We start from the raw sequence: 26,335 nt of genomic DNA on the forward strand, positions 1-26,335 counted from the left end.
GCGGCCGCGCGTTGTCCTTGCGAAGCTTCAGCCGCGCGAGCGCGGATGTGCCAGCACGTCCGGATTGACAACGTCGGTCGGCGTACCGGCGGCGTAGGCCAATATCTGATCGAAGATGTCGGTGAACTGGATCTCGTACTCGTCGCGCGAGACGTAGCCGAGATGCGGCGTGCACACCACGTTGTCCATGTTGAGCAGCGGGTCGGCGGTGTCGCGCAGCGGCTCCTTTTCGTAGACATCGATCGCGGCCATGCCGGGCCGGCCTGCGCGCAGCGCATCGACCAGCGCGCCGGGCTCGATCAGCGGCGCGCGGCTGGTGTTGAAGATCAGCGCGGTCTCTTTCATCCGCGCGAGGTCTTCCGCCTTGACGATGCCGCGCGTCGCGTCGACCAGCCGCATATGCAGCGACAGCACGTCGCAGCGGGCAAAGAAATCCGCCTTGCAGGCTGCGGTCTCGTAACCGTCGGCGCGCGCCTTGGCCATCGCCGGCTCGCGCGCCCAGATCAGCACGTTCATGCCGAATGCCCTGCCGTAGCCCGCGACCACGGCGCCGATGCGGCCGTAGCCGTAGATGCCGAGCGTCTTGCCGCGCAGCGTATGGCCGACGCCGATCTGCCATTTGCCGGCCTTCAGCGCCGCCATCTGTTGCGGGATCGCACGCATCGCGGCGAGGATCAGGGCCCAGGTGAACTCGGCGGTGGCGTAGGACGGCGTGTCGGCATGCTGGCCCGACGACACGATGATGCCGAGCCGCGTGCAGGTGTCGATATCGATATGCGGATAGACGCTGCGCTGGCTGATCAGCTTCAGCTTCGGCAGACGTTCGAGCAGCGGCGTGCGGATCTGGGTGCGTTCGCGGATCAGCACCAGCACGTCGGTGTCGCGCAGCCGTTCGGCGAGCGCCTCGACGTCCTGGACGTGATCGTTCCAGATCGTGACGTCGTAGCCGTCGAGCTTGCGGAAGCAATCGAGGGTGCGCAGCGTGTCGAAATAATCGTCGAGGATCGAAATCTTCATCGCTGCGCCCTCTCTTGTTGTGGGCTGGTTACGTCACGCCCGATTATTTCACGCCAAGCAGCTCGACGTCGAACATCAGCGTCGCATTCGGCGGGATCACGCCGCCGGCGCCGCGCGCGCCATAGCCGAGATCAGGCGGGATGATCAGCGTGCGCTTGCCGCCGACCTTCATGGTGGCGACGCCCTCGTCCCAGCCCTTGATCACATGGCCCTGGCCGATCGGAAACTCGAACGGCTCGTTGCGGTCGACCGAGGAGTCGAATTTCTTGCCCTTCTGGCCGTTCTCGTAGAGCCAGCCGGTGTAGTGCATGACGCAGGTCTGGCCGGGCTTCGGCGAGGCGCCGGTGCCGACCTTGCTGTCGATGATCTGGAGGCCTGAGGTTGTGGTCATGGGCTTTCCTGCGGTTTGGGCCGTTGCCGTCCCGCTGACAAAGGACGTGGAGACTGCCGCCGCAAGTCCGGCGAACGCAGTCTTGATGATCGTGCGTCGGGAAGATCGCATCTTGCACCTCTCGTGAAGAACGGCCGTCTCTAGCCCAGCGCAGGGCAATTCCCTAGCCATTTTTCAGTGACCGGCTATGCCGCCATCGCGGTCCAGCGCGAAATCGTCAAGCAATGGCGAGGTGCCGCCCGCGACGAGATCGCCGATCAATTGCGCAGCCAGATAACTGAAGGTAATGCCGTTGCCGCCATAGCCATACGCGGCATAGACGCCCTTCGCGCCGGGCACCGGACCGATCAGCGGCAGGCCGTCGCTGGTGGTGTCGAACGTTCCGGCCCAGCGGTATTCGATCTCCGTTGCCGCGAACGGCCAGAGCGCGGCGAGACGTTGCGCGAGCCGCCGCGACTTCTCCGGGATCAGGCGGTCGCGCGCATCGGGCGCGATGATGTCCTCACTGTCCTCGCCACCGATGATGATGCGCCCCGCCGGCGTCGTGCGTGCGTAGAGGTAATCCCTGGCGTTCTCCCAGATCAGCGCGCCATCCTTCCAGATGTTCTGCGGCTGCGGCGTCGTTGCAATCGCCCAGCTCGAGGACACGGCCTGGACGTTCGACCGGACGATATCCGGCATCACGTAGCCGGTCGCCAGCACGACGGCCTTCGCGGCAATTTCGTGGCCATCCTCGAATCCCACCGTGACTGCGGCACCTGCCGGATCGAATACCACGGCCTCCGCATCGAACTGCCGCGCACCGCGCGTGACCGCGAGGTGGAGCAGACCGCGGGCCAGCTGGAGCGGATCGGCATCCGCCGCGCCAGGCGAGACGATCGCGCCGGCGCGCGCCATTCCGTAGGTCTCGAGCAGTTGTCCATGATCGAGGAAGTCGCCGGGCAGGCCGGCGCGGCGGCGGAGCCGATGCTCATCGAGCAATTCGGCTACAGAGCTGCCGGCCGCCAGATAGAGCGAGCGCTTCTTTCTGATCTCTCCCGGCAGCTTGTTGTCACGAACCAGCGAGATCAAGCCGGTCACGGCATCGAGACTTGCCCGATAGGCACGCGCGGCCCGCTCGAAGCCGTACAGCGCCGTCAGCTCGACAAGCGGACGGTCGATCTCCCACAACAGCATCGAGGTGCTTGCCGCAGTGCTGCCGCGGCCGGGGTGCTCACGGTCGACAATGACGACGTCGAGCCCTTGACGGGTCAGGCGCTCGGCGACCAGCGAGCCGGTGATGCCGGCGCCGACGATAAGCGCATCGCAGGCGAGATTTTCCGATAGCGCGGGACGCGGCGGTGGCGTTGCTGCAACAAACCACGGCGAGATGCCGCCGCGCAAATCGGCCTGGTCAGTATCATCTGAATCGAGGGAACGGATGACGGGCCTCGCGGGGAAGGGCTTTCAGCACCAACCCCCGCGACAACACCTTGTTCCGCCGGTCCGGCCTCGCCGGCCGCGACAATCAGTAGCCGAGCGCGCAGCCGTCCTTGCGCGGATCGGAGCCGCCGGTCAGCGTGCCCTTGTCCCAATCGATCCATATCCCCTGGCCACCGCCGAGCGGCGCAACCACGCTGGTGGTCTTGTGGCCGATCTTCTTCAGGCCTTCGACGATCTCCGCCGGCACGCTATCCTCGAGCTGGTAGACGCCCTCGTAATGCAGGCCGCGCGGCATGTCGATCGCCTCCTGCACGTCACAGCCATAGTCGAGCATGTTGGTCAGCACATGGGTCTGGCCGACCGGCTGGTACTGGCCGCCCATCACGCCGAACGGCATCACGGCACGGCCGTTCTTGGTGGCCAGCGCCGGGATGATGGTGTGTAGCGGACGCTTGCCCGGCGCGATGCAATTCGGATGGCCGGGCTGGATGCGGAAGCCGCCGGCGCGGTTCTGCAGCAGCACGCCGGTCTTGTTGGAGACGATCGCCGAGCCGAACGAATGCGCGATCGAGTTGATGAACGAGCAGACGTTGCGGTCCTTGTCGACCACCGTGATGTAGACGGTCGACGGATTCATCGGTGGCGCAACGTTGGGCAGATCGAGCAAGCCATCCATCCGGATGTTCCTGATGTGCTCGTCGGCGAACTCCCTGGAGAGGATGCCGGCGACGTCGACATGCGCGTGCTTGGGATCGCCGATATACTGCTCGCGCATCATGTAGGCGATGCGCGCCGCCTCGGCCTCGAGATGGAAGCGCTCGATGCTGAGCGGCTTGAACCTGGTCAGGTCGAAGCGCGACAGGATGTTGAGCATGACCAGCATGGTGATACCCGGTCCGTTCGGCGGGCACTGCCAGACGTCGTGGCCCTTGTACATCGTGCCGATCGGCGAGGTCGCCTCGGTCGAATGCGCGGCAAAGTCCTCCAGCGTATGCAGGCCGCCGATGCCGCGCAGCGTGTCGACCATGTCGGCGGCGATCTCGCCGCTATAGAAGGCGTCGCGGCCCTTTTGCGCGATCGCGCGCAGCGTCTTGCCGAGCTCGGGCTGCCGGATCACGTCGCCGGCGACCGCAGGCTTGCCATGCGGCAGCAGATAGCGCTCGGTATTGGTGCCGTTCTTCAGCTTCTCAAAACCGTTCTTCCAGTCGAAGGCGATGCGCGGCGCGACCACGTAGCCCTCTTCGGCGGCCTTGATCGCCGGCTGCAGCAGCCGGTCGAAGCCGAACTTGCCGTGATCCCTGAGGATAACGTCCCAGGCGTCGATTGCGCCGGGAATGCTGACGGCATGCGCCGAGGTCAGCGGCACCGAATGGATGTTGCGTTCGAGGTACCAGTCGGCGGTGGCCGCCATCGGCGCCCGGCCGCTGCCATTATAGGCGGTGATCTTGCCCTCGCCCTTCGGCTGGATCAGCGCAAAGCAGTCGCCGCCGATGCCGGTCGATTGCGGCTCGATGACGCCGAGCAGCGCGCAGGCCGCGACCGCCGCATCGGCAGCCGTACCGCCCTCGCGCATCACCTCGATCGCCACGAGCGCCGCCTCCGGATGCGAGGTCGCGACCATCGCGTTCTGGGCGTGGACCGTGGAACGGCCGGCGAAATGGAAATTCCTCATGGCGGAGAGCTCGCTTGATCGTGATGTTCTGATGCTGCTGCGGCGGATGGATGCCAAGTACATGGCACATTCATCCCCGGCAGGGCAATGCCTGGCATGCCAGAGGAATTATCCCGATAACGCATGGCTTTGCGGGGTTTCGCGGACCTGGCCGGCCTGATAAACCCCGGCCATGCCGTTCAAGGTCGCCGCCTTCTACCAGTTCGCCGCGCTGCCCGATTTCCGCGCACTGCGCGAGCCGCTGCGCGCGCTCTGCGCGGGGCTCGACCTCAAGGGCAGCGTGCTGCTCGCCCATGAGGGCATCAACGGCACCATTGCCGGCACCGGCGACGGCATCGATGCGTTCGTCGCGGAGCTCGGGCACGGGCCGCTGTTCGGCGGCCGCCTCGACAATCTCGAGCTGAAATTCTCCGAAGCCGTGCAGATGCCGTTCCAGCGGCTCAAGGTCCGGCTGAAGAAGGAGATCGTGACGCTCGGCGACACCACGATCGATCCGACGCGCCAGGTCGGCACCTATGTCGACGCCGCCGACTGGAATGCGCTGATCGCCTCGCCCGACATGCTGGTGCTCGACACCCGCAACGCGTTCGAGGTCGCGCTGGGCAGCTTCGAAGGCGCGGTGGATCCCAGGATCGCGAGCTTCGGTCAGTTCAAGGAATTTGCCGCCCGTCATCTCGATCCCGCGAAGCACCGCAGGATTGCGATGTTCTGCACCGGCGGCATCCGCTGCGAGAAGGCCAGCGCCTATCTGCTCGCGCAGGGGTTTGCCGAGGTCTATCACCTCAAGGGCGGCATCCTGAAATATCTCGAGGAAACTCCGCAGCAGGACAGCCGCTGGCGCGGCGACTGTTTTGTGTTCGACGAGCGCGTCGCGCTCGGCCACGGCCTGCGCGAGCGCGAACACGCGGGTGCCGTCGATGAATGATGCTGCAAGGCTGAGCGAACGGGTCGATGCGCTGGAGGTCCGCCTGACCTACCAGGACGAAGCCATCGAGACGCTGAACCAGACCATCACGGCGCAGTGGAAGCAGATCGACGCGCTGAAGCGCCAGGTCGCCGAGTTGCGCGACCGGCTTCAGGAGGCCGAACGCCAAGGGCCCGGGCCCGCCAACGAGCGCCCACCGCATTATTGACCGCTGCCGCCGCAATGCGGCGGCGGATTACATGTTGCTCACCTGCCGGACCGGCTTCGCGCCGGCGAAGAACAGGCTCGACAACCGCTGCACCATCGCCGTCGCGCGACTTCCTTCGAGGCCCGGGCGAACACACAGCAGGCGTTTCTGCACCGGAAGCTCCGGCAGATAATAGTCCTTCGCCGAAACCAGGAAGGGCGGGATCATCCGCTCGGGGCACGCGGTCAGGCCATATCCGGCCCGCGCGGCTTCCAGTCGCAGCTGGTGGTTCGGGCTCCTGAACACGATCTTGTAGGAGATGTTGTGTTTGGTGAGCGTCCGGATCATCCAGTCGTCACCCGGCCACGCCAGGATCGGGATCGGCGCGCCCGGCCTGAGCACGAAATCGCGGTATCGCACCCAAACCGACCGTTCGTCGGCCTCGGCGGCGATCGTCACCTCGTCCTCGTTCTCCAGCGAAGGATTGCTGTAGACGAAGGCGATGTCGATGTAGCCGTCGATCAATCCTCTGATGACGGCTGGCGACATGTCGGCGTGAAGCAGGACGTCGGTGAGCGCCTCGGCCGGATGAAGCTTGAGGAATTCCTCGGCGAGCATCGTGCTGATTCCGAGCCGCAGCGGCTGCGGTCCCTCATGACTGCCGCCCAACCGAAGCAATTGATCGTTGGCTTCGAGGATGCGCCTTGCCTGCTGCACGGCGACCTTGCCGAGCTCGGTGGTTGTGGTGCCGTTTGCCGTTCTGACGAAGAGTGCGCCGCCGATCAGGCTTTGCAGTCGCTTGACCTGCGAACTGATCGCCGGCTGGCTGAGGCCGAGACGTTCCCCGGCCTTCGACAGGCTTCCCGTCTCGGCGATCGCAACGACGGTGCGGACGATCTCAGTAGGAATATTCAAATGCTGACGTGGTCTGTGCATCGAGAGCGCTCCAATCTCAGCACGTGACGCAATTCCAATCTCCCCAGTATGCCAATCACCTATACTAACATTTGGTTGCACTTTCGTTTAGCTACAATTTGCCGCGACGACGCTTCTACTGCAGGCCATATGTATTGTTACGTGCATTTCCACGTAGGGCTACGGTATCAGACGACTGCATCTGCACACGCACGCAGCACCGCAGCGCCATCGAACCCCGGATTTCTGCGGAGACGGCATCAAATATTGTGATCACCCCATAAGTCACCGCGCTCCCGATCAATCCTGGTGCTGCCATTCATCTGAATTGACGTCACTGATTCGCGGAAGCGTTTTCATAGTTTTCCTTAATCAAAGCCTCGCAACGTGACGCCGTAGTTTGCGTCTCGAGGTGTTCCATGCCCGGTTTTTTTCGCTGTCGAAGCGGCGCGTCTGCGGTCGAATTCGCGCTCATGCTGCCACTTTTTCTCGCCTTCATTTTTGGCATCATCGTTTTCGGCTCGTATCTCGCGATGGTGCATGGCGTTCAGCAACTCGCCGCCGAAGCGGCGCGATCGTCTATCGCAGGAATGACCGACACCGAGCGCAACAGCCTCGCGACGAGCTACGTCACCGCCAACGCATCCACCTATCCGTTGCTCGTTCCCGCAAATCTCACGGTCAATGCCGCGCCGTCGCCGGCGAACGCGAACGTCTACGTCGTGACGGTCAACTACAACGCGGCCGGCAACTTCATCTACAGCCTGCCTTTCGTACCCAAGCCCGCGAGCACCATCGTCCGCTCCGCGGCGATTCAGTACGGAGGATTCTAGAATGACGGCCATGCTGATGCTGATGCGGCGCTTCGGCGCCGACGAACGCGGAAACTTCGCGATGATCAGCGCCGGCCTGATGACGCTCGTGATCGGGTGCGCCGGGCTTGCAATCGACCTCGGCACGATCTTCGCCGACCGCCGCAAGACCCAGAGCACCGCCGATCTCGCCGCAATCGTCGCCGCCGCCAACCTGAACAATCCGGTCAACGCCGCCACCGCGACGGTGACACAGAACAACTATCCAGCCAGCGCGGTGGTCAAGGTTGAGACGGGGACCTACACCGCAAACAGCGCCGTCGCGCCACAGGCCCGTTTCGTGACCCCGGCGGTCGGCATTCCCAACGCCGCGCGCGTCACGCTGAATACCCAGACCCCGCTCTATTTCGCACGCTACATCACCGGCGCGAGCAGCTTCACGATCAGGACCACCGCCACCGCGACGTCGACCGAAATGGCGTCGTTCGCGATCGGCTCGCGGCTGCTCTCGGTCAACGGCGGCGTGCTCAATGCGATGCTCGGCTCGATGCTCGGCACCACGCTGTCGCTCTCGGTGATGGACTACAATTCACTGATCAGCGCGAAGATCGACGCGCTGGATTTCCTGTCGGCACTGGCGACGCGGGTCAACCTGACCGGCGTCACCTATAGCGACCTGCTGAGCAGCAACATCAAGGTCGGCGACATCATGGCGGCCGCACTGACCACGCAGCAGATCACCAATGGCGCGGGCGCCGCGACGACCGCGCTGTCGACGATCTCCCAGGCCGTCACCGGCTCCTCAACCAAGATTACGCCCGGAACACTGCTCGACCTCGGCCCCTTTGCCAACCTGACGGTCGGGCAGAAACCCAAGGTTGGCGCCAGCATTTCGGTGTTCGACCTCGTTAACACCGTGGCGCAGATCGCGAACGGGAACCATCAGATCGCAACCTCGGTCAATCTCGGCCTGCCCGGCATCGCCAACGTTTCCGTGATCGCAACGATCGGCGAGCGCCCGGTCGGCTCGAGCTGGATCACGATGGGCACCCAGGGCGTGAGCGTCCACACCGCGCAGACGAGGATCCTGGCGACGGTCAATGTTCTCGGCTCCGGCGCCGTTTCCGCGATCAACCTCCCGGTCTATGTCGAGGTCGCCTCGGGCACCGCGACGCTCAACGCGGTGTCCTGCGGCCATCCGAACATCAACACGTCGCAGGTGACGGTCGGCGTGACACCGGGAATCGTGGATGCATGGATCGGCAATGTCACGATTGCCGATATGACCAACTTCACGACCAAGCCAAATCCACCACCGGTGACGCTGGTCAATCTCGGTCTCGTCACCGTCACCGGCCTCGCCCATGCCGGCATGGGCAACACCACGCCGACCAACGTCAATTTCAGCTACAGCGACATCCAGTCGGGAACCAAGAAGACGGTGACGACGACCAACTTCCTTACATCGCTGACGAGCACGCTGCTCGGCAACCTCTCGCTCACGATCACTGTCGGCCCGCTCGGGCTTCCGATCCCGGGATTGGGCGCGCTGGTCATGAGCATCCTGAATGGCGTGACGAGTCCAATCGATCAGGTGCTGGCATCCGTCCTCGCGACGCTCGGCATCGGGCTCGGCCAGGTCGACGTCTGGGTGCTGGGCGTCCGCTGCGACGGCGCGGTGCTGGTGAACTAAAGCGTGTCCGGAAAAGTGCCAAGAAAAGTGCCAGGCGGTTTTCCGAAGAGACCATGCTCAAGCAAGGGACGAAAGCGCGATGACGATTCAACCAAATCTCGTCGCGCTTTAGGGGACGATCGCGACTGCATCATCGGGGCTAGTAGACTGCCGTGAGTACAACAATAAGAAGATACAAGACGGACAGCCAGCGGACAGTCCTGATGAAGCGCGGAACCATTTTCTTCCGCAACACCAGCGTCGGATGCGTTGTGCTCAATCTCTCGACCGGCGGCGCGGGGCTCGCGGTGGAAAGCGACGATGCACTCCCGTTTGCGTTCGATCTCGAGATCGAGAGCGAGCCGATCCGACGGCACTGCATTCTGGTCTGGCGTCTGGAGCGCCGGCTCGGCGTGACCTTCGAATATGACCGGATGCAGCGCCCCGAAGGCGGCCCCATCTAATCTGTCCCGACGATCACGCTCCAGATCAAGGGTTGTCCGCTTTGAGCCACCGCCGCGCCGCTACCCGTTCGCCGCACGGTTGAACCCAACTCGCATCGTGGTTAGCAACCGCTGGGATATACCAGCTAATTGTCCCGATTGCCGTCGTGCTTCGACGGCGCCGGCTGCGTGGCGCTGACCGGATCGGAGGCCGGGAAGGTATCCTCCAATCCCTCCTTGAGCCGGCTGCGGGCCTTGCGGTCGGCAGCCTGCGCCTCGTGCGGCTTCTCGGCATGCTTGTCATGTGCGGCAGGATCGAATTTCTCAGCCATGTCGTCCCTCCATTCTCCGGAACAACGCGCCCAAGCAAACCGGGGTTCCAGAACCGCCTTGGCCCATTGCGTCGCAGCGTGTATCAGGAGCGCAAATTTGACCTGATCAGGAACTTTCCCCGTGCCCCAGGATCCCGCGAAGAAGCCGCTCATCGACGTCCTGTCGGGCCACCGGCAGGCCGTGCCGCCGCTCTGGATGATGCGGCAGGCCGGCCGCTATCTGCCGGAATACCGCGAGCTTCGCGCCAAGGCCGGCGGCTTCCTGGATCTGTGCTTCACGCCTGAATTCGCGGCCGAGATCACCCTGCAGCCGATCCGCAGGTTCAATTTCGACGCCGCGATCATCTTCTCCGACATCCTGGTGATCCCCTATGCGCTCGGGCGTTCGGTGCGCTTCGAGGCCGGCGAAGGGCCGCGGCTCGATCCGCTGGCAACCCCCGGCGAGATCGCGGCGCTGGCGACCCAAGCCGATTTCGGCAAGCTCGAGCCGGTTTTCGAAGCGCTGCGCCGCGTCCGCCGCGAGCTTGCACCTGACATCGCGCTGATCGGCTTCTGCGGCGCGCCATGGACGGTCGCGACCTACATGGTGGCCGGACAGGGCACGCCGGACCAGGCGCCCGCGCGGATGCTCGCCTACCGCCATCCGGAGGCATTCGCTCAAATCATCGACGTCCTGGTCGAGAACTCGATCCGCTATCTCGTCGGCCAGCTGAAGGCCGGCGCCGATTGCCTGCAGATCTTCGACACCTGGGCCGGCGTGCTGCCGCCACGCGAGTTCGCCCGCTGGTCGGTCGAGCCGACCCGGCGCATCGTTGCCGGGGTGCGCAAGCAGGTCCCCGGTGCCAGGATCATCGGCTTTCCGCGCGGCGCCGGCGGCATGCTGCCGGCCTATATCGACCAAACCGGCGTCGATGCGGTCTCGATCGATTGGGCAACCGAGCCGTCGATGATCCGCGAACGCGTGCAGAGCCGCGTCGCCGTGCAGGGCAATCTCGATCCGCTGGCGCTGATTGCCGGCGGCGCCGCGCTCGACCGCGCGGTGGACGATGTGCTGGAGAATTTCGGCAAGGGGCGGCTGATCTTCAATCTCGGCCACGGCATCCTGCCGGAGACGCCGATCGCCCATGTCGAACAGATGGTCGCGCGGGTACGCGCGTATCGGGGCTGAGGCTCCGTCCGGGCTACGGCCACTCTTTCACCGTCACCCTGAGGAGCGCGCCCTCGCGCGCGTCTCGAAGGGTCGACGGCCCGAGTTTGGCCACGAGTGAAGAGTACCGCGCCTCGAAACATCGGGGCCGTGCATCCTTCGAGACGCGCGCAAGAGCGCGCTCCTCAGGATGACGGAACTGAGGACTCCTACCTCGCATCCTCCAAAATCATGTCCGACGCCTTTTCCGCGATCATGATCGTCGGCGCATTGGTATTGCCCGACATCAGGTCCGGCATGACAGACGCATCGACCACGCGCAGACCCTCGACGCCGCGCACCTTGAGCCGCTGGTCGACGACGGCGAGCGGATCGTTGCCCATCCGGCAGGTCGAGGTCGGGTGATAGACGGTGCTGCCGGTGCGGCGGCAGAAATCCAGCAGGTCGTCGTCGCTGACCACCTTGGCGCCGGGATCGACCTCTCCGACCGAGTATGACTTCAGCGCCGGCGCGGCCAGGATCTTGCGCAGGATACGGATGCCGTCGATGAAGGCGCGGCGATCGGTCTCGGTCGCCAGATAGTTGATGCGGATTTCCGGCGGCACGCCCGGGTCCGCGCTCCTGATCTTCAGCGAGCCGCGGCTTTCCGGGCGCAGCTGGCAGACCGAGGCCGTGAAGCCCGAGAACGGATGCAGCTTCTCGCCCATCTTGTCGGTCGAGAACGGCAGGAAGTGGATCTGAATATCCGGCGACGCCAGCCGCGGGCTGGTCTTGAAGAACGCGCCCGACGTGCCGGCGGCGATCGTCAGCGGTCCCTTGCGCAGCGCCGCGTAGCGCAGCCCGGCCATGACGCGGCGCACCGGATTGTTGACGACGTCGTTCAGCGTCACGGTCTGCGCGCAGCGTGTGACGATGCGCACCTGCATGTGGTCCTGCAGGTCGTTGCCGACGCCGGGCGCATCGAGCACGATGTCGATGCCGTGCTGTTTCAACAGGTCGGCGGGGCCGACGCCGGAGAGCTGCAGCAATTGCGGCGAGTTGTACGCGCCGCTCGACACCAGTATCTCCTTGCGCGCCCTGGCCGTGCGCAACTGCCCGCCCTGCTTGTACTCGACGGCGCTCGCGCGCTTGCCGTCGAACAGAATGCGCTGCGCCAGCGCCGAGGTCTCGACATGCAGATTGCCGCGCGTCAGCGCCGGCCGCAGATAGGACCGCGCCGTGCTGGCGCGCCGGCCGCGCCGCGTCGTGGTCTGGAAGAAGCCCGCGCCCTCCTGGCTCGCGCCGTTGAAATCCGGATTGGTCGGAATGCCGACCTCGGCCGCGGCATGAACGAAGGCTTCCGACAACGGATCGTGATGCCGCCAGTCCGATACCGGCAGCGGTCCATCACTGCCGTGATATTTGTCACCGCCGCGTTGCTGATCTTCCGCCTTCCTGAAATAGGGCAGGACATCGTCATAGCCCCAGCCGGCATTGCCGCGCTGGCGCCAGCGGTCATAGTCCTCGTGCTGGCCGCGGACATAGAGCAGGCCGTTGATCGAGCTGGAGCCGCCAAGCACCTTGCCGCGCGGCTGGAACACCTGCCGCCCGTTGAGACCCGGCTCGGGCTCGGTCTGGTACATCCAGTTGACGGATTTTTCCTTGAACAGCTTGCCGTAGCCGAGCGGGACATGGATCCAGATGTTGGTGTCCTTCGGCCCGGCCTCGAGCAGCAGCACCGAGTGCTTGCCGTCGGCGCTCAGGCGGCTGGCAAGCACGCAACCGGCCGAGCCGGCACCGACGATGACGTAGTCGAATTCGGCCGCATCATTCTTGTTGTTCACTGGTTTCCCCCGGCAAGTCTTTTTTCCCCGGAATCTCTTTCTTCCGGTGGTACAGACAAAGCGTCGCCTTGAAAAGACTAGTGCCCTGCGCTGAGGTTCTGGAGCAGTTGCCCGACAAGCATATTGAGTTCGTCGGCGCTGCCCGCGGCACCGAAGACATAACGGTCGGGCCGCACAATGACCGCCGCGGCGCCATGTTGCCGCATCCAGTCGGCGAACAGGCCGTCGCGCTCGATCACGGTCAGGATACCGTTGGCATCGGCGCTTTCACCTGAGGTCGTGATGACGACGCGCTCGCCGGCGCGATGCTGCCAGGCGGCACAGGACGCGTCCGACAGCCACGCCATCGGCTCTGTTGCCGCCGTCACGATCGCAAATTCCGGCTTCAGCAAATCGTCGAGCCGGCAGGTCCGCCCGTCCGGCGCACGCACATGCGGCTGCACGAACAGCCGCCCGGCAAGATCGGCATCGCGCGCGATCAGACCGGAGACGAGATCGGGAATGAATTTCTGCCGGATGGTTTCGGCCTTGCCGGCCTTGAGGTCAGCGCGCAGCCGCACGTCGCGCTCGGCGGCAGCCGCGGGATCGAGTTCGCCGATGATCTTGCCGAACTCCTTGGCGCTGGCGACAACGGCGCGGACATGCGGCTTGCGCTCGATCTCGTAAGCATCGAGCAGCGCCTCGTCGGCATCGCCACGGAGAACCAGCCTCGGCTTCCAGGCAAGGTTCACGGCATCACGGATGCCCGCGCACAGCCCCTGCCCGAGGAACGGCGGCGTCTGGTGCACAGCGTCCCCCATCAGCAGCACGCGGCGGTCGCGCCAGCGCTCGCCGAGCAGCGCGTGGAAACGATAGACCGCCGAGCGCCAGATCGTGAGGTCGGAGATATCGGTGAAGCCTTTCAGCAGCTTCACGACGTTGTCGGGCGCGCCGGCCAAATCGGGATCCTCGCCCGGCAACAGCTTGATCTCCCAGCGCCGCAGATTGCGCGGGCCCGGTACGAAGGTGCCTGGCCGCGACGGCCAGCAATACTGAAAACTCCGGGACGGCCGCTTGGCGGGCTCGCCGGTCAGCGTGTCCACCACCATCCACCATTCATCGAAGGCGAGGTCTTCCAGGCCGATGCCGAGCCGCTTGCGCACAAAGCTGTTGGCGCCGTCACAGCCGACCAGATAGCGCGCGCGGATCAAAAACTCCTCACCGGACTCGCGCCGCGCCGTCAGCGTCACCGCGTTCTCATCCTGCTGCAACGCCACGCCGGCGGCGGCGAGGAAAACGTCGGCTTGCGGATATTCGGCGAGCTTGTCGCGCAGCGCCTGCTCGACATCCGGCTGCACGAAGGTGACGTTCGGGATCCAGCCGAGCGGAAACGGCGGCGGCATCGGGTCGAAGATCTTGATGATCTCACCGTCGACGCCGAGATAATGCGAACCGTTGTGCGGGGCGATCGCCTGCTCCATGAAATCGCCAAGCCCGATCGCCTGCAGCACGCGCAGCGCCTCATGATCGAGCGTGATCGCGCGCGGCTTGTCGTAGATGTCGACGACACGCTCGACGACGGCGACCTTCAAGCCGGCTTTCGCCAGCAGATTGGCGAAGATCGCACCGACCGGCCCGAGCCCGACGATGGCGACGTCATAGATGGGAGTAGCGATCGATGATGCCATGCTACTTCGCGAGGTAACTCTCGAGCGTCAGCGGCTTCGGTTTCACCTCTGGCTCGCAGATCGCGACATCGGCGAACGGTGTCGCCTCCTCGAACCAGGCCTGCCGCGCCGGCAGTCCCCATGGAAACGAAATTTTGTGGTCGGAGGGGTCCCAGCCGATCGGTTCGTTCTCGATGTCCATGATCTGGTAGTGCGTGTTGAACAGCTCGACGCGATGCCCGTCGGGATCGCGCATGTAGACATACATCGCGTGTCCCGGTCCGTGCCGCCCCGGGCCGCGTTCGACGGCCGCGCCATAGCCGAGCTCGCCGGCGATATCGCAGGCGTTGAGCAAATGATGAACCTCGGGCGCGAGATACGCGAAATGGTGCAGCCGCGGTCCCGCCCCATTGAAGAACACCATGTCGTGCGGATTGCCCTTGCGCTGCAGGAACACGCCGCGCAGATCGAACGTCCCCGCCGGCGCGATGTATTCGCTGAGCCGAAAGCCTGCGGCGGTGTAGAACTCGCACGCCTTGCGCACCTCCGGCGTCAGCACCTGCGTGTGATCGAGCCGCAGCGCCGAGCCGCCGGCATGGCGGGTGAATTTGGTGATCATGCGCGGCAGCACCGGCATGGTCGCGCAGAACTCCAGCGGCGTTCCGGCGGGATCGGTCGCTTGCAGGGTGCGGCCCTGATGCGGCACATCGACCCAGGCGGCGTAGCATCCATGCGCCTCGAAGAAGGCCTTGAGCCGGTCGAGGTCATCGTCCTGAAAGACCCGCAGGCCGAGCCGCGCACAGGCGGCGCCTTCGCCCTTGCGCAACACAAGGCTGTGATGACAGGCCTCCTCGACGCCGCGGAAATAGAGCGCATCGGCCTCCTCCGCGGTCAGGATCAGCCCGATCACCTTTTCGTAGAACTGCCGGCTCGCTGTGAGGTCACGGACGGTCAGGACGACATGGCTGGCCCGCGTGATACGGAACCCGGGATCGTGGTTCGTGGTCGGGAGGCTCATGCGCATCTTCTGGTTTGCCGTTGCGGGAACCAAAGACATTGCTCAACTCATTGCGAAAAACCGGCAGAGGATCAAGCAGCGTGGCGCCCGGCAGGCTTTGCCGGTCCGTGAGGTCGCGTCACGCATTTGTATCGATTTGTTAGCAATGCGCGCCAGTGGAACCAAAACGTGAGCCCGCGGCAGCCCGGTCCGTTCCAATAGTTCATAGTTTGTCAAAGGTTTGCAGAGAATCCTTCGTCACTGCGCCATGGCCAAACCGCGCAGGCAATTTAGTGATGCGTACCCAGCTGAGATCATATTTCGCGACCTTGTTCGCAGGCGACCTCGCGGCCTTCGGTGCACCACCGACGGATGAAGCGCTTGCCGGTCACATCCGCGCCGAGCAGGTTTCGCTCGTGCTTGGCTATTCCTTCGGCATCATGCTGGCCAATGCCTGCAACGCGCTGGTGCTCGCCGTTGCATTGTGGCAATCGCCGGATTGGGCCTTCGCGCTGATCTGGGCCGCCGCCGTGAGCAGCGCAGCGCTGTTCTTCGGGCTGCAAGCGCGCGCAGCGCGCCGCATCGCCAAGCCGCAATTCGTGTCGCGCCGAACCATGTACCGGCTGGTGCGCAATGCGCTGGCGCTCGGAGCGGCCTGGGGCATCGTTCCGGTCGCCTTCTTCGCCAATGCATCAAGCGGCGCGCAACTGGTGATCACCTGCCTGTGCGCCGGAATGCTGGCCGGCGGCGCCTTCGCCTTCTCCACCATCCCGATCGCCGCGATTGCATTCACCGCGCCGATCTTCGTCGGCACCGCGATGTGCCTCGGCAGGGACGGCGACTTCGTCTATCTCCTGTTGGCCGTCCTCGTTCTGGTCTACGGCTCCGTGCTGCTGCGCGGCGTGTTCGTCAACGCGTTCGAGTTCAGGCGGCGGATCATCGCCCAGCACGAGGCCGAACGGACCGTGCGGCAGGATCCGCTGACGCATCTGCCAAACCGCGTCGCCTTCAACGAGGCGCTCAACGGCGCGCTGCACCGGCTGGCGCGCTCAGGCGAGGAATTCGCCGTGCTGCTGCTCGATCTCGATCGCTTCAAGGAGGTCAACGACAGGTTCGGCCATCCCGCGGGCGACGAATTCCTGGTGCAGGTTGCGGCCCGGTTGCAGCGCTGCACGCGCGCTGCCGAGCATGTCGCGCGGATCGGCGGCGATGAATTCGCGCTGATCATGTCCAACCTGACCAGGCCCGAGGATGCGCTCGCGATCGCCGAGCGGTTCGTCGCGGCCTTTGCCGATCCGTTTACGATCGACGGGTTCGAGATCAACGGGATGCTCAGCATCGGCATCGTGCTCGCGCCGCGGGACGGCAGCACGTCGCACGATCTGCTCAAGCACGTCGACATCGCGCTCTACCGGGGGAAGAAATCCGGCCCCGGCACCATCTGCTTCTTCGAGGCCAGCGACGACCAGTCCGCGCGCGACCGACGCGCCCTGCAGCGGGATCTGGAACAGGCCATCGAGGCCGACCAGCTGTTCCTCGTCTACCAACCGTTCCTCGACATCCGCAAAGGCCGCGTCACCGGCTTCGAGGCGCTGTTGCGCTGGCAGCATCCGACGCGTGGCCTGATCCCGCCGAGCGTCTTCATTCCGATCGCCGAGGAGAGTGGGCTGATCCATCAGCTCGGCGAATGGGTGATCCGCCATGCCTGCGCGATGCTGGCGCGCTGGCCTGATGACATCAGGATCGCGGTCAATTTCTCCGCGGTCCAGTTTCAGAACGTCGGCATCCTGCAGACCATCGTCGACGCGCTTGCCCAGGCCAACGTCGCGCCCCACCGGCTCGAGATCGAAATCACCGAATCGATGCTGATCTCGAAATACGGATCGGCGCCCGCGATCCTCAACGCGCTGCTCGAACTCGGCCTTACGGTCGCGCTCGACGATTTCGGCACCGGCTTCTCGTCACTGACCTATTTGCGCAAGCTGCCGTTCAGCCGCATCAAGATCGACCAATCCTTCATCCGGGACATGCTGACCCAGCCGGACTGCGCCGCGATCGTCAAATCGGTGATCGGCCTCGCGCAGGACCTGCAGATCGGCGTGGTGGCCGAAGGCGTTGAGACCGCGGATCAGCTCGAATACCTGCGCCAGACCAGCTGCGACGAAGTTCAGGGCTATCTGATCGGCCGGCCGATGTCGGCCGGCGAGATCACGGCCCTGCTCGATCACGATCCGCAGCACTCGGTGCACGCGGCGTAGCCCTGATCGAATGCCGCGACCGGTCGAGCCTGTTAGAGCGCGTCGGCCCGATGCAGGGTGTCGACCGTGATGGTGCCGCGGGCGCGCGAGACGCAGGCGCAGATCTTGCGGCTCTCCTGCTTCTGGTGATCGCTGAAGAAGACGTCGCGATGGTCGATTTCGCCGTCGACATCGACCACGTCGAGCGCGCAGACGCCGCATTCGCCGCGCCGGCAGTCGCTCATCACCTCATGACCGGCTTCGTTGAGCACGTCCAGCATCGATCGGTCGCGCGGGATCACGAACTCGATCCCCTCGCCTTTGAGCCGGACGCGGAACGCCTCGGTCGGCAGCAGCCCGCTCGATCCGAAGGTCTCGTAGCGCAAATCAGACAGCGGGCGACCGGACGCCTCCCAGGTGCGCCGTGCCGCATCCAGCATCCGCATCGGGCCGCAGAACAACGCCATCGTCTCCGGCGGCAAGGCCGCGAACACACGGCCGAGGTCGAGCCGGCTGCCCTCGTCGCCGGCATGAACGACAAGGCGGTCGCCGAGCAGACGTTCGAGCACGTCGAGGTAGGCCGCATCGCTGCGCGTGCGGACGGCATAATGCAGCGCCACGCCGGCGTCGCGGCGGGCCAGCGCCTTTGCCGCACCGACGATCGGCGTGATGCCGATGCCACCCGCGATCAGGCAGAACTGCCGCCGCGTCCAGTCGAGCTGAACCAGCGAGGCCGGCAGCGTGATGGTGAGCCGCGCCCCCGGAGCGAGCGACCACATATAATGCGAACCGCCGCGGGAATCCGGGGCGCGCCGCACCGCGATCCGATAGCCTTGCGGATCGACTTCGCCGACCAGCGAATAGGAGCGGGTTTGCGGCTGGCCCTCGATGGTGACGCTGACATTGATATGGCTGCCGACGGGGTAAGGCGCGGCAGCAAAGCCGTCGGGGCGCAGCAGGAATTCGCGGATGCCGGGCGTGAGGTCGCGCGTCGCGACCAGCGTGGCGGAGGTCCAGGTCTCAATGAATCGCATGGTACGCTCCGCTCAGCCGGCCGCCGAATTGATCAGCGCCAGCGCCGGCAGCAGATCGAGATGGGTGCGGTTGCGCAGCGCTAGCCGCAGATTGCGTGCCGCAAGCCGGGCATGCTCGCGCATGATCGCCTCGGCGCGCGCGCCCTCGCGGTTCTCGATGGCGTCGACCACCACGCGATGATGGTCCTGCGCAATCAGCAGGATTTGGCGCGCCTCGGGCAACGCCGATTGCGCCATCACGAAGCCGCTCGGCGAGGCGAACGGCAGCGCCGAGGCGCGGTCGATCTGCCGGATCAGTGGCGGACTGCGCGACAGTTCGGTGAGCAGCGCGTGGAAGCGCGCGTTGAGCGCGACGTAGGACGAAAACGCCTCGACGGAGATCGGATCCTGCCGCACCAGGCCGTCGATCTCGCTGAGGCATTGCTTCAGCGGCTCGAGATCGCGCGACGAGACGCCGCGCTCGGCGGCAAAGCGCGCAGCCAGCCCTTCCAGCGTGCCGCGCAGCTCGATCGAATCGAGAATGTCGCGCTCGGAAAATGCCTTGACCATGAATCCGCCGGACGGGATCGCCTCCAGCAGGCCTTCCTCTTCCAGCCGGACCAGCGCCATCCGCACCGGCGTGCGCGACACCCCGGTGATCTCGACCGCCTGCAGTTCCGAGATGCGCTCGCCGGGCCGCAGGCGGCCGGAGAGAACCAGGTCGCGCAGCGCAAGCTGCGCCCGCACGGTCTGCGACACTGAGCGATCGGCTTCGCGTTCCGTCATGGCCTGGCCTGGCCTACTCCGCCGCCTGCAGCTGCTGCGGCGGATGTTCCTTCGCCACCATGCGGTCGATGACGCGCCGCGCCCACATCGCGCCGGCATCGATGTTGAGATTGTAGAACACGCGGTCCGGATTCTCGTCCATCGCGCGCTGCTGCGCCTCCAGGATGATCTCGTCCTCGTGGAAGATGCCGGCGACGCCGTCGCGGATTTCCGAGGTCAGGCGCTGCTCGGTGATGCGGTGATTGCGGACGAAGGCCCAGAAATAATGACAGGTCTTCTCGGTCTCCGGCGTGATGGTATTGAGCACATAGCCGTTGACGCCCAGCGAGCGATCGCCCTCCGGCGCGCCCGATCCGGCCGGCGCGACGCCGACGTCGATATTGACGGTGCATGGCGCCTCGAAGCGGATGATCTGCCAGCGATCGACCGGCCCCGGCCTCTGCAACTGCTTGGCCCAGAACGGCGGCGGCTCGATGCCCTTCATCCAGCGCGTCACGGTGACGGTCTTCTCGCCGTGGGTGACGTCGAACGGGGCTTCGGCGACTGCCTCATTGCCGATGCTCGAACCATGCACAAAGGTCTCGTGCGTCAGGTCCATCAGGTTGTCGACGACGAGGCGATAGTCGCATTTGACGTGAATGGTCTTGCCGTCGCCGGCCCAGGCCGGATCGTGGTTCCAGTGCATGTCGGGCACCAGCGCCGGATCGGCCAGCGCGGGATCGCCCATCCAGAGCCAGATGAAGCGGTGGCGCTCGACGACGGGATAGGCGCGCACGCAAGCCGACGGATTGATGGTCTCCTGCGAGGGCATGAAGGTGCAGCGGCCCTGCGCATTGTATTTCAGGCCGTGATAGCCGCAGACCACGGCGTCGCCGTCGAGTCGGCCCTTGGAGAGCGGCACGAGGCGATGCCAGCAGGCATCCTCGAGCGCCACGACCTCGCCGTCGCCCTTCCGGTACATCACGACATGCTTGCCGCAGATCGTCCGCGGCAACAGCGCGTGCTTGATCTCGGCATCCCAGCCGGCCGCGTACCACGCGTTCATTGGAAAGGGCTTTTGCACGCTATCCTCCCTAGGATGAATTCTATCTGTATACATTATTGGCGAGAAACTAGCAAATTTTCTCGGAGTTTCCACCAAGTCCGACTGTTTAGTATACATTGTCTGTCATATTTGGCCGATCCATCGTCAAAAAATCGATTTTCGATTGACGGCAACAAGACGGTCAGCCAATCTGCCGGCCATGAACATCGGGTTGAGTTTTCGCGAGGGCTTGGCCGGCGACGGGCCGCGAAGCCTGACATCGGCGGTTCAGGAGCGGCTGCGGGCCGACATCCTGTCGACCCGGCTGCTTCCCGGCCAGAAGCTGCATATCGCCGGCCTCGCCAAGCAGTTCTCGGTCAGCCTCGCCGCTGTCCGCGAGGCGTTGTCACGATTGGTGGCCGACGGCCTGGTGCAGGCCTCCGACCAGCGCGGCTTTCGCGTCTGCCCGGTCTCGCTCGCCGATCTAGCCGACGTCACGCAGACCCGGATCGACATCGAGGGACTGGCGTTGCGGCGCTCGATCGAGCGCGGCGACCAGGCCTGGCTGCACTCGGTCTCGGCCGCCTGGGAGGCGCTGAAGGCCGTCCCCCATCGCTATCCTGACGATCCGACCGTGCACTACGAAGAATGGGTGGTCCGCCACCGCATCTTCCATCGCGCACTGGTCAATGCCTGCGGCTCGCAATGGCTGCTCGGCTTCCGCGATGTGCTGCATGAGCAGAGCGAGCGCTATCGGCGGCTTTCGATCCGCCGCGAGGTCGGCAGGACGCGCGACGTCGAAGCCGAGCACGCCGCGATCGTGGAGGCCGTCTTGGCACGCGATGCGGATGCGGCCGTTCGCGCATTGTCAAAGCATTTTGGCATCACCAGGGAATTCGTCGAGCTCGCCGCTCCGCGCATTGCGGAGGTCAACGGCAGCACCTGAACCTACGGCGCGCGACGCGACGAAAATAACAACAATCGATAATCCGGGAGAAACATAACCATGAGCATCACGCGCCGCCGCGCGCTGGCAACCCTCGTCGCCACCACCCTGCTGGCTGGCCCCGCCTATGCTGCCGAAACGATCCGCGTCGGCCTGCCCACCAAGACTTATTGGCCGACGACCATCGCCGAGACCGCGGTCCGGCAAAAACTGTTCGAGAAGGAAGGCATCAAGGCCGAGCTGACGGTTTACCGCAGCGGTGCCGAGACCTTCGAGGGCATGGCCGCGGGTGCTGCCGACATCATTCTCGATCCGCCGTCGCTGGTGTCAGCCGGCCGCAAGAAGGGCGTGATGTCGCGGATCGTCGCCAATGCCGCGATGGGCAATTTCGGCTGGCAATTGATGGTGCCGGCCAAGTCGACGCTCGAGGTCAAGGATCTCAACGGCAAGAAGGTCGGGATCACCGCAGCAGGCTCCGGCTCCGACCTGCTCGCGCTCTGGACCATCCAGGACCGGAAGATCGATTTCACCCGCGTGCCGGTCGGCGGCGGCGGCCTGGTGCCGAACCTGCTCGCCGGCAATGTCGATGCCGCCGTCGTCTATTCGCCGCTCAGCTTCCAGGTCGCCAAGTCGGGCGAAGCCAAGACCATCCTCGACTATGCGACCGCGGCGCCGCCGAACCTCACCGCGGGCTGGATCGTGCTCGACAAGTTCGCCGAGGCCAAGCCGGAGGTGGTCCAGAAGGCCGTCAACGCGCTCTATGGCGCCGTGCAATTCATGCGTGCCAACCGCGACGTCACCGTGAAGCTGATCGCCGACCTCTACGAGATGCCGGCCGAGATCGCCGCGATGGAATACGACAACACCATCATGAAGCTCGAGACCGACGGCAACATGGGCGCGGCCAACGTGCCGGCGGCGGTGCAGCTCTCGCTCGATCTCGCCAAGCTCGGCGGGCTGAAGGACATCGTTCCGGTCGAGGATGTGATCTCGACCAAGTTCAAGCCGGTGCCGACCAAGCCATAACATGCAGGCCACCCTCACCATCAAGCTCGCGCGGGTCGTGATCGTGATCGCGATCTTCGCGCTGTGGGAGATCCTGTCGCGGACCGGCCTCGTCAATCCGCGCCTGCTACCGTCGGCATCGGACACGCTGATGACGCTCGGCGACCTCCTGCAACGCTCCAGCGTCCGGACTGACCTCCTGGTGACCGCGACCGAAGTGTTGACCGCCTTTGCGCTCGCGGTGCCGATGGGTGCGCTGATCGGTTTCCTGGTCGCGGAGAACCGCTATTTTGCCGATGTGGCAAAGCCGCTGCTGTTCTTCGCCTTCAGCATCCCGAAATCGATCTTCCTGCCGATGTTCATCCTGGTGTTCGGCGTCGGCTTCGCCCAGAAGGTCGGGTTCGGTTTCTTCTCGACGATCTTCATCGTGATCATGTCGACCACGACGGCGGTAGAATCGGTCAAGGTCGAGCACCTCACGGTCGCCCGCTCCTATGGCGCCACGCGCATCCAGACCGCGTTCCGCGTCTACCTGCCGAGCATGCTGCCGGTGCTGCTGGAAGCGCTGCGGATTTCGATGATCTTCAACCTCACCGGCGTGATCCTCGCCGAAATGTACGCCTCGCGCGACGGCATCGGCCACCAGATCGCGACCTGGGGCGAGAATTTCCAGATGAAGCAGCTGCTCGCCGGCGTCGTTATGGTCGCCGCGATCGCCATGACCTTCAATGAACTCATCAGATGGGTGGAAACACGATGCAGCCATTGGCGAACGTGACACCATTGAAGCCGCCGCTGCGCGCCGGCGCGATCGAGGTGAGGAATGTCGGCCAGGTGTTCCGGACCAGGTCGCAGGACGTCGTCGCGCTGGAGGACGTCTCGCTCGACATCAAGCCGGGGCGCTTTGTCGTGCTGGTCGGCCCGAGCGGCTGCGGCAAGTCCACGCTCCTGATGATGATGGCCGGGCTGCGCGGGCAGACCTCAGGCACCATCACCATCACCATCAACGGCGCGCCGATCCCACAGCCAGACCCGAACCGCGTCGGCGTCGTGTTCCAGGAAGCGAGCCTGTTTCCGTGGCTGAGCGCCGAAGACAATGTCGAGTTTCCGCTGGCGCTGCGCGGCGTCGCCAGGGCGGAGCGCCGGGCCAAGGCGCAGGATGCGCTCAAGCTGGTCGGCCTCGAAGGCTTCGGCAAGCGTCACCCGCACGAGCTTTCCGGCGGCATGAAGCAGCGCGTCTCGATCGCGCGCGGCCTGGTGCAGGATCCGCCGGTGCTGTTGATGGATGAGCCGTTCGCCGCGCTCGACGAGCAGACCCGCATGACGATGGGCGACGAGCTGCTGCGGATCTGGGCCGCGACCGGCAAGACCGTCGTGTTCGTCACCCACAGCCTGACCGAGGCGGTCTATCTCGCCGACGAGGTGATCGTGACGTCGCCGCGGCCCGGCCGCATCGTCGATCAGTTGCAGGTCAATTTGCCGCGGCCGCGGACCTACGAGATGCTGAGCGGCGACGCCTTCGGCGCGCTGCGCGACCGCATCTGGCGCCACATCCGCAAATCGGCGTGAGGCAATGATGAGCGCGAGAACACTTCGCCATCTGATCGTCATCGGCCTGATTGCGCTGTGGGAGCTGTTGCCGCGCACCGGGTTGATCCCCGAACTGTTCCTGCCGTCGCTGTCCTCCACGCTGCTCGCCGGCTGGAACGAAGCCGCCGAATATGGCCACGCGCTCGCGGTGACGCTCTACGAGGTCGCGGTCTCGATGGCGTTCGCCTGCGGCGGCGGCATCCTGCTCGGCGCCGTCGTCGGCAGCCTGCCGCGGCCGCGGCTTCTGATCATGCCGATGGTCTCGAGCCTCTACGCGGTCCCACTCGTAATCCTCTATCCGGTGTTCACGGTGTGGCTCGGCATCGGCTCGGAGTCGAAGATCGCCTTCGCTTCGATCTACGGCTTCCTGCCGACCATGCTGGCGACCGCGGCCGGAATTCAGACCATCGACCCGCAACTGCTGCTCGCCGCCCGCAGCATGGGCGCGACGCTGGGCCAGCGCCTGGTCCGCGTCATCATCCCCGCCGCGATACCGACCGTGCTGTCGGGCCTGCGCGTCGGCGGCGCGCTCGTCATCGTCGGCGTGGTGGTCTCGGAGATGCTGATTTCCTCGGCCGGCATCGGCTATTTGATCTCGCGCTACCGCACCATTCTCGACAGCCCGCACGTCTTCGCCGGCGTGCTGCTGGTGCTGTTCATGGCGATCGCCTTCAACACCGTGATCCGCTGGGTCGAGCGCAAGGCCGCGATCTGGCAGACCGGCACGCGCGCCGGCCAGAGCGCCGCCGACGAAGTCGGCTCCGGCGCAATGCAGCCGGCGACGTAAGGGGACCGCGACGTGTTCGACCTGACCTTGACGTTCGACAATGGACCGGAGCCGGACGTGACGCCACGCGTGCTCGATATCCTGGGCGAACGCGGCATCAAGACCACGTTCTTCGTGATCGGCGAGAAACTCGGCGACCCTGCACGCCGCCGCCTCGCCGCCCGCGCGCGCGACGAAGGCCACTGGATCGGCAATCACACCTATACGCACAGCATTCCGCTCGGCCAGCAGCCGGATGCGGACACGGCCCAGCGCGAGATCGGCCGGACCCAGGCCGCGATCGGCGAGCTCTCTCACCCGAACCGCTGGTTCCGGCCGTTTGGCGGCGGCGGTAATCTCGACGACCGGCTGCTGAAGCCCTCCGTGGTCGACTATCTGACGCGCAACAAGCACAGCTGCGTGCTCTGGAACGCGATTCCGCGCGACTGGGACGATCCGGATGGCTGGGCCGACCGTGCGCTCGCGCAATGCCGTGCACAGCCATGGACGCTGCTGGTGCTGCACGATTTGCCGACCGGCGCGATGGCACATCTCGACCGCTTCCTCGATCGCGCCGAGACCAGCGGCGCCCGCTTCCGTCAGGACTTTCCGCCGCAATGCGTCCCTGTCCGCAACGGCGAGATCGCACTTCCTATCCAGAACTATGTTTCCTCCATCGAAGAGAGTGAGAGACCATGAAGATCGCAAGTTTCAAGGCGGCGGGTACCGCAAGCTACGGCATCGTGACCGACGCCGGGGTGATCGACGCCGGCAAGCGGCTGACGGCGTATCCGACGCTGAAGGCGTTGCTGACGAAGGGCTCGCTGGATGAGCTGAAGAAGCTGCAAGGCGAGCGCGCCGATCACGCGCTGAAGGATATCGAGCTGCTGCCGACGGTGCCCGATCCCGAGAAGATCTTCTGCATCGGCGTCAACTATGCGACGCATCTCGCCGAGAGCGGCCATCCGACGCCGCCACATCCGATGATCTTCACCCGCTTCGCCAACAGCCAGGTCGGCGCCGGACAGCCGATGATCCGGCCGCTGGAGTCCGAGCGCTTCGACTATGAGGGCGAGATGGCTGTTATCATCGGCAAAGCCGGCCGGCGCATCAAGCGCGAGGCCGCGCTCGGCCATGTCGCCGGCTATGCCTGCTACAATGACGGCAGCATCCGCGACTGGCAGCGCCACACCTCGCAATTCGCGCCCGGCAAGAATTTCGTCGGCACAGGTGGCTTCGGGCCGTGGATGGTGACGACCGACGAGCTTTCCGACATCAGCAAGCAGCACATCGCAACCCGTCTCAACGGCGTCGAGGTGCAGGCGGCGCCGATCTCCGACTTGGTGTTCGACGTCGCGACGCTGATCGCCTATTGCTCGACCTTCACCGAGCTCGTGCCCGGCGACGTCATCGTCACCGGCACCACCGGCGGCGTCGGCGCCTATCGCACGCCGCCGCTGTGGATGAAGGATGGCGACGTTGTCGAGGTCGAAGTTTCCGGCATCGGCGTGCTGCGCAACCCGGTGAAGGACGAAGTTGCGGCAACTGCAACGCGGGCGGCTTGAGC

The 26,335-nt window shown here is 65.1% G+C and carries 27 protein-coding genes; 14 read left to right on the forward strand and 13 right to left on the reverse strand.

Annotated elements, in window-relative coordinates:
* Nucleotides 1-27: 27 nt before the first annotated feature.
* The 4 genes from G6P99_RS39620 to ggt all read right to left on the reverse strand — a co-directional run bounded on the left by G6P99_RS39620 (nucleotide 28) and on the right by ggt (nucleotide 4,502).
* Complete coding sequence (locus G6P99_RS39620; RefSeq protein ID WP_165126018.1) at nucleotides 28-1,017, reverse strand: D-2-hydroxyacid dehydrogenase family protein; 990 nt, start codon at nucleotides 1,015-1,017, stop codon at nucleotides 28-30.
* Between the two features lie 43 nt (nucleotides 1,018-1,060).
* Complete coding sequence (locus G6P99_RS39625) at nucleotides 1,061-1,519, reverse strand: FKBP-type peptidyl-prolyl cis-trans isomerase (RefSeq protein ID WP_246709759.1); 459 nt, start codon at nucleotides 1,517-1,519, stop codon at nucleotides 1,061-1,063.
* 63 nt (nucleotides 1,520-1,582) lie between these two features.
* Entirely contained in the window at nucleotides 1,583-2,791 is a 1,209-nt protein-coding gene (locus G6P99_RS39630; RefSeq protein ID WP_246709761.1) for an NAD(P)/FAD-dependent oxidoreductase, read from the reverse strand.
* Nucleotides 2,792-2,915: 124 nt separating this feature from the next.
* Nucleotides 2,916-4,502 carry a gamma-glutamyltransferase gene (ggt, locus tag G6P99_RS39635; protein WP_029083027.1) on the reverse strand — a complete coding sequence of 529 codons (1,587 nt, stop codon included), beginning with the start codon at nucleotides 4,500-4,502 and terminating at the stop codon, nucleotides 2,916-2,918.
* Nucleotides 4,503-4,674: 172 nt separating this feature from the next.
* Between ggt and G6P99_RS39640 the strand changes: the two genes are divergently transcribed.
* Both G6P99_RS39640 and G6P99_RS39645 read left to right on the forward strand, forming a co-directional pair.
* Complete coding sequence (locus G6P99_RS39640) at nucleotides 4,675-5,427, forward strand: rhodanese-related sulfurtransferase (protein WP_165126024.1); 753 nt, start codon at nucleotides 4,675-4,677, stop codon at nucleotides 5,425-5,427.
* On the forward strand, nucleotides 5,420-5,635 hold the full coding sequence (locus tag G6P99_RS39645; RefSeq protein WP_165126027.1) for a SlyX family protein: 216 nt from the start codon (nucleotides 5,420-5,422) through the stop codon (nucleotides 5,633-5,635). The genes G6P99_RS39640 and G6P99_RS39645 overlap by 8 nt, the downstream gene beginning before the upstream one ends.
* A 27-nt stretch (nucleotides 5,636-5,662) precedes the next feature.
* Here the strand turns inward: G6P99_RS39645 and G6P99_RS39650 are convergent, their stop codons facing one another.
* On the reverse strand, nucleotides 5,663-6,550 hold the full coding sequence (locus G6P99_RS39650) for a LysR family transcriptional regulator (RefSeq protein WP_245284785.1): 888 nt from the start codon (nucleotides 6,548-6,550) through the stop codon (nucleotides 5,663-5,665).
* Nucleotides 6,551-6,948: 398 nt separating this feature from the next.
* Here G6P99_RS39650 and G6P99_RS39655 point away from each other — a divergent pair, with 398 nt between their 5' ends.
* The 3 genes from G6P99_RS39655 (at nucleotide 6,949) to G6P99_RS39665 (ending at nucleotide 9,477) form a co-directional block, all read left to right on the forward strand.
* Nucleotides 6,949-7,362 carry a TadE/TadG family type IV pilus assembly protein gene (locus tag G6P99_RS39655; protein ID WP_165126030.1) on the forward strand — a complete coding sequence of 138 codons (414 nt, stop codon included), beginning with the start codon at nucleotides 6,949-6,951 and terminating at the stop codon, nucleotides 7,360-7,362.
* Nucleotide 7,363: 1 nt separating this feature from the next.
* Nucleotides 7,364-9,034, forward strand: a complete 1,671-nt coding sequence (locus G6P99_RS39660) for a pilus assembly protein TadG-related protein (RefSeq protein ID WP_029083030.1) — start codon at nucleotides 7,364-7,366, stop codon at nucleotides 9,032-9,034.
* A 203-nt stretch (nucleotides 9,035-9,237) separates the two neighbouring features.
* Nucleotides 9,238-9,477, forward strand: a complete 240-nt coding sequence (locus G6P99_RS39665; protein ID WP_029083031.1) for a hypothetical protein — start codon at nucleotides 9,238-9,240, stop codon at nucleotides 9,475-9,477.
* A 125-nt stretch (nucleotides 9,478-9,602) separates the two neighbouring features.
* On the opposite strand, the gene G6P99_RS39670 is transcribed toward G6P99_RS39665, so the two are convergent.
* Entirely contained in the window at nucleotides 9,603-9,788 is a 186-nt protein-coding gene (locus tag G6P99_RS39670) for a hypothetical protein (RefSeq protein WP_165126033.1), read from the reverse strand.
* 121 nt (nucleotides 9,789-9,909) lie between these two features.
* Between G6P99_RS39670 and hemE the strand changes: the two genes are divergently transcribed.
* The gene (gene hemE / locus G6P99_RS39675) at nucleotides 9,910-10,956 is read left to right on the forward strand and encodes a uroporphyrinogen decarboxylase (protein WP_029083033.1); all 1,047 of its coding nucleotides are present in this window, start codon (nucleotides 9,910-9,912) and stop codon (nucleotides 10,954-10,956) included.
* A gap of 188 nt (nucleotides 10,957-11,144) precedes the next feature.
* On the opposite strand, the gene G6P99_RS39680 is transcribed toward hemE, so the two are convergent.
* The 4 genes from G6P99_RS39680 to G6P99_RS47845 all read right to left on the reverse strand — a co-directional run bounded on the left by G6P99_RS39680 (nucleotide 11,145) and on the right by G6P99_RS47845 (nucleotide 15,638).
* Nucleotides 11,145-12,758: a GMC family oxidoreductase gene (locus G6P99_RS39680; RefSeq protein WP_029083034.1), complete on the reverse strand. Its 1,614-nt coding sequence runs from the start codon at nucleotides 12,756-12,758 to the stop codon at nucleotides 11,145-11,147.
* Between the two features lie 77 nt (nucleotides 12,759-12,835).
* Nucleotides 12,836-14,425, reverse strand: coding sequence for a bifunctional 3-(3-hydroxy-phenyl)propionate/3-hydroxycinnamic acid hydroxylase (locus G6P99_RS39685; RefSeq protein ID WP_165126036.1), 1,590 nt, complete (start codon nucleotides 14,423-14,425; stop codon nucleotides 12,836-12,838).
* Between the two features lies 1 nt (nucleotide 14,426).
* Nucleotides 14,427-15,422, reverse strand: a complete 996-nt coding sequence (locus G6P99_RS39690) for a VOC family protein (protein ID WP_246709763.1) — start codon at nucleotides 15,420-15,422, stop codon at nucleotides 14,427-14,429.
* Nucleotides 15,423-15,464: 42 nt separating this feature from the next.
* Nucleotides 15,465-15,638 carry a hypothetical protein gene (locus G6P99_RS47845; RefSeq protein WP_165126041.1) on the reverse strand — a complete coding sequence of 58 codons (174 nt, stop codon included), beginning with the start codon at nucleotides 15,636-15,638 and terminating at the stop codon, nucleotides 15,465-15,467.
* 59 nt (nucleotides 15,639-15,697) lie between these two features.
* On the opposite strand from G6P99_RS47845, the gene G6P99_RS39700 reads away from it, so the two are divergent.
* Nucleotides 15,698-17,659, forward strand: coding sequence for a putative bifunctional diguanylate cyclase/phosphodiesterase (locus tag G6P99_RS39700; protein WP_029083036.1), 1,962 nt, complete (start codon nucleotides 15,698-15,700; stop codon nucleotides 17,657-17,659).
* Nucleotides 17,660-17,691: 32 nt separating this feature from the next.
* Here the strand turns inward: G6P99_RS39700 and G6P99_RS39705 are convergent, their stop codons facing one another.
* Genes G6P99_RS39705 through G6P99_RS39715 form a run of 3 tightly spaced genes read right to left on the reverse strand, consistent with a single transcriptional unit; the run spans nucleotide 17,692 to nucleotide 20,500 of the window.
* Nucleotides 17,692-18,672, reverse strand: a complete 981-nt coding sequence (locus tag G6P99_RS39705; protein WP_165126044.1) for a PDR/VanB family oxidoreductase — start codon at nucleotides 18,670-18,672, stop codon at nucleotides 17,692-17,694.
* Nucleotides 18,673-18,684: 12 nt separating this feature from the next.
* Complete coding sequence (locus G6P99_RS39710; protein WP_029083037.1) at nucleotides 18,685-19,437, reverse strand: GntR family transcriptional regulator; 753 nt, start codon at nucleotides 19,435-19,437, stop codon at nucleotides 18,685-18,687.
* 13 nt (nucleotides 19,438-19,450) lie between these two features.
* The gene (locus G6P99_RS39715; RefSeq protein ID WP_029083038.1) at nucleotides 19,451-20,500 is read right to left on the reverse strand and encodes an aromatic ring-hydroxylating dioxygenase subunit alpha; all 1,050 of its coding nucleotides are present in this window, start codon (nucleotides 20,498-20,500) and stop codon (nucleotides 19,451-19,453) included.
* A 181-nt stretch (nucleotides 20,501-20,681) separates the two neighbouring features.
* On the opposite strand from G6P99_RS39715, the gene G6P99_RS39720 reads away from it, so the two are divergent.
* From G6P99_RS39720 to G6P99_RS39750, 7 genes are read left to right on the forward strand one after another with little or no spacing between them, the layout of a single operon-like run.
* The gene (locus G6P99_RS39720; RefSeq protein ID WP_029083039.1) at nucleotides 20,682-21,407 is read left to right on the forward strand and encodes a GntR family transcriptional regulator; all 726 of its coding nucleotides are present in this window, start codon (nucleotides 20,682-20,684) and stop codon (nucleotides 21,405-21,407) included.
* Between the two features lie 60 nt (nucleotides 21,408-21,467).
* Nucleotides 21,468-22,433 (forward strand): ABC transporter substrate-binding protein, encoded by a 966-nt coding sequence (locus tag G6P99_RS39725; protein WP_029083040.1) that lies wholly within the window; start codon nucleotides 21,468-21,470, stop codon nucleotides 22,431-22,433.
* A 1-nt stretch (nucleotide 22,434) separates the two neighbouring features.
* Complete coding sequence (locus tag G6P99_RS39730) at nucleotides 22,435-23,190, forward strand: ABC transporter permease (protein ID WP_029083041.1); 756 nt, start codon at nucleotides 22,435-22,437, stop codon at nucleotides 23,188-23,190.
* Nucleotides 23,169-23,981: an ABC transporter ATP-binding protein gene (locus G6P99_RS39735; protein ID WP_246709764.1), complete on the forward strand. Its 813-nt coding sequence runs from the start codon at nucleotides 23,169-23,171 to the stop codon at nucleotides 23,979-23,981. Before G6P99_RS39730 ends, G6P99_RS39735 begins: the two co-directional genes overlap by 22 nt.
* A 7-nt stretch (nucleotides 23,982-23,988) precedes the next feature.
* Entirely contained in the window at nucleotides 23,989-24,789 is an 801-nt protein-coding gene (locus G6P99_RS39740; RefSeq protein WP_029083043.1) for an ABC transporter permease, read from the forward strand.
* 12 nt (nucleotides 24,790-24,801) lie between these two features.
* Entirely contained in the window at nucleotides 24,802-25,467 is a 666-nt protein-coding gene (locus G6P99_RS39745; protein WP_029083044.1) for a polysaccharide deacetylase family protein, read from the forward strand.
* On the forward strand, nucleotides 25,464-26,333 hold the full coding sequence (locus tag G6P99_RS39750; RefSeq protein WP_029083045.1) for a fumarylacetoacetate hydrolase family protein: 870 nt from the start codon (nucleotides 25,464-25,466) through the stop codon (nucleotides 26,331-26,333). Before G6P99_RS39745 ends, G6P99_RS39750 begins: the two co-directional genes overlap by 4 nt.
* Nucleotides 26,334-26,335: the final 2 nt, after the last annotated feature.

The organism is Bradyrhizobium sp. 6(2017) (assembly GCF_011058295.2).
Lineage (GTDB): Bacteria > Pseudomonadota > Alphaproteobacteria > Rhizobiales > Xanthobacteraceae > Bradyrhizobium > Bradyrhizobium septentrionale.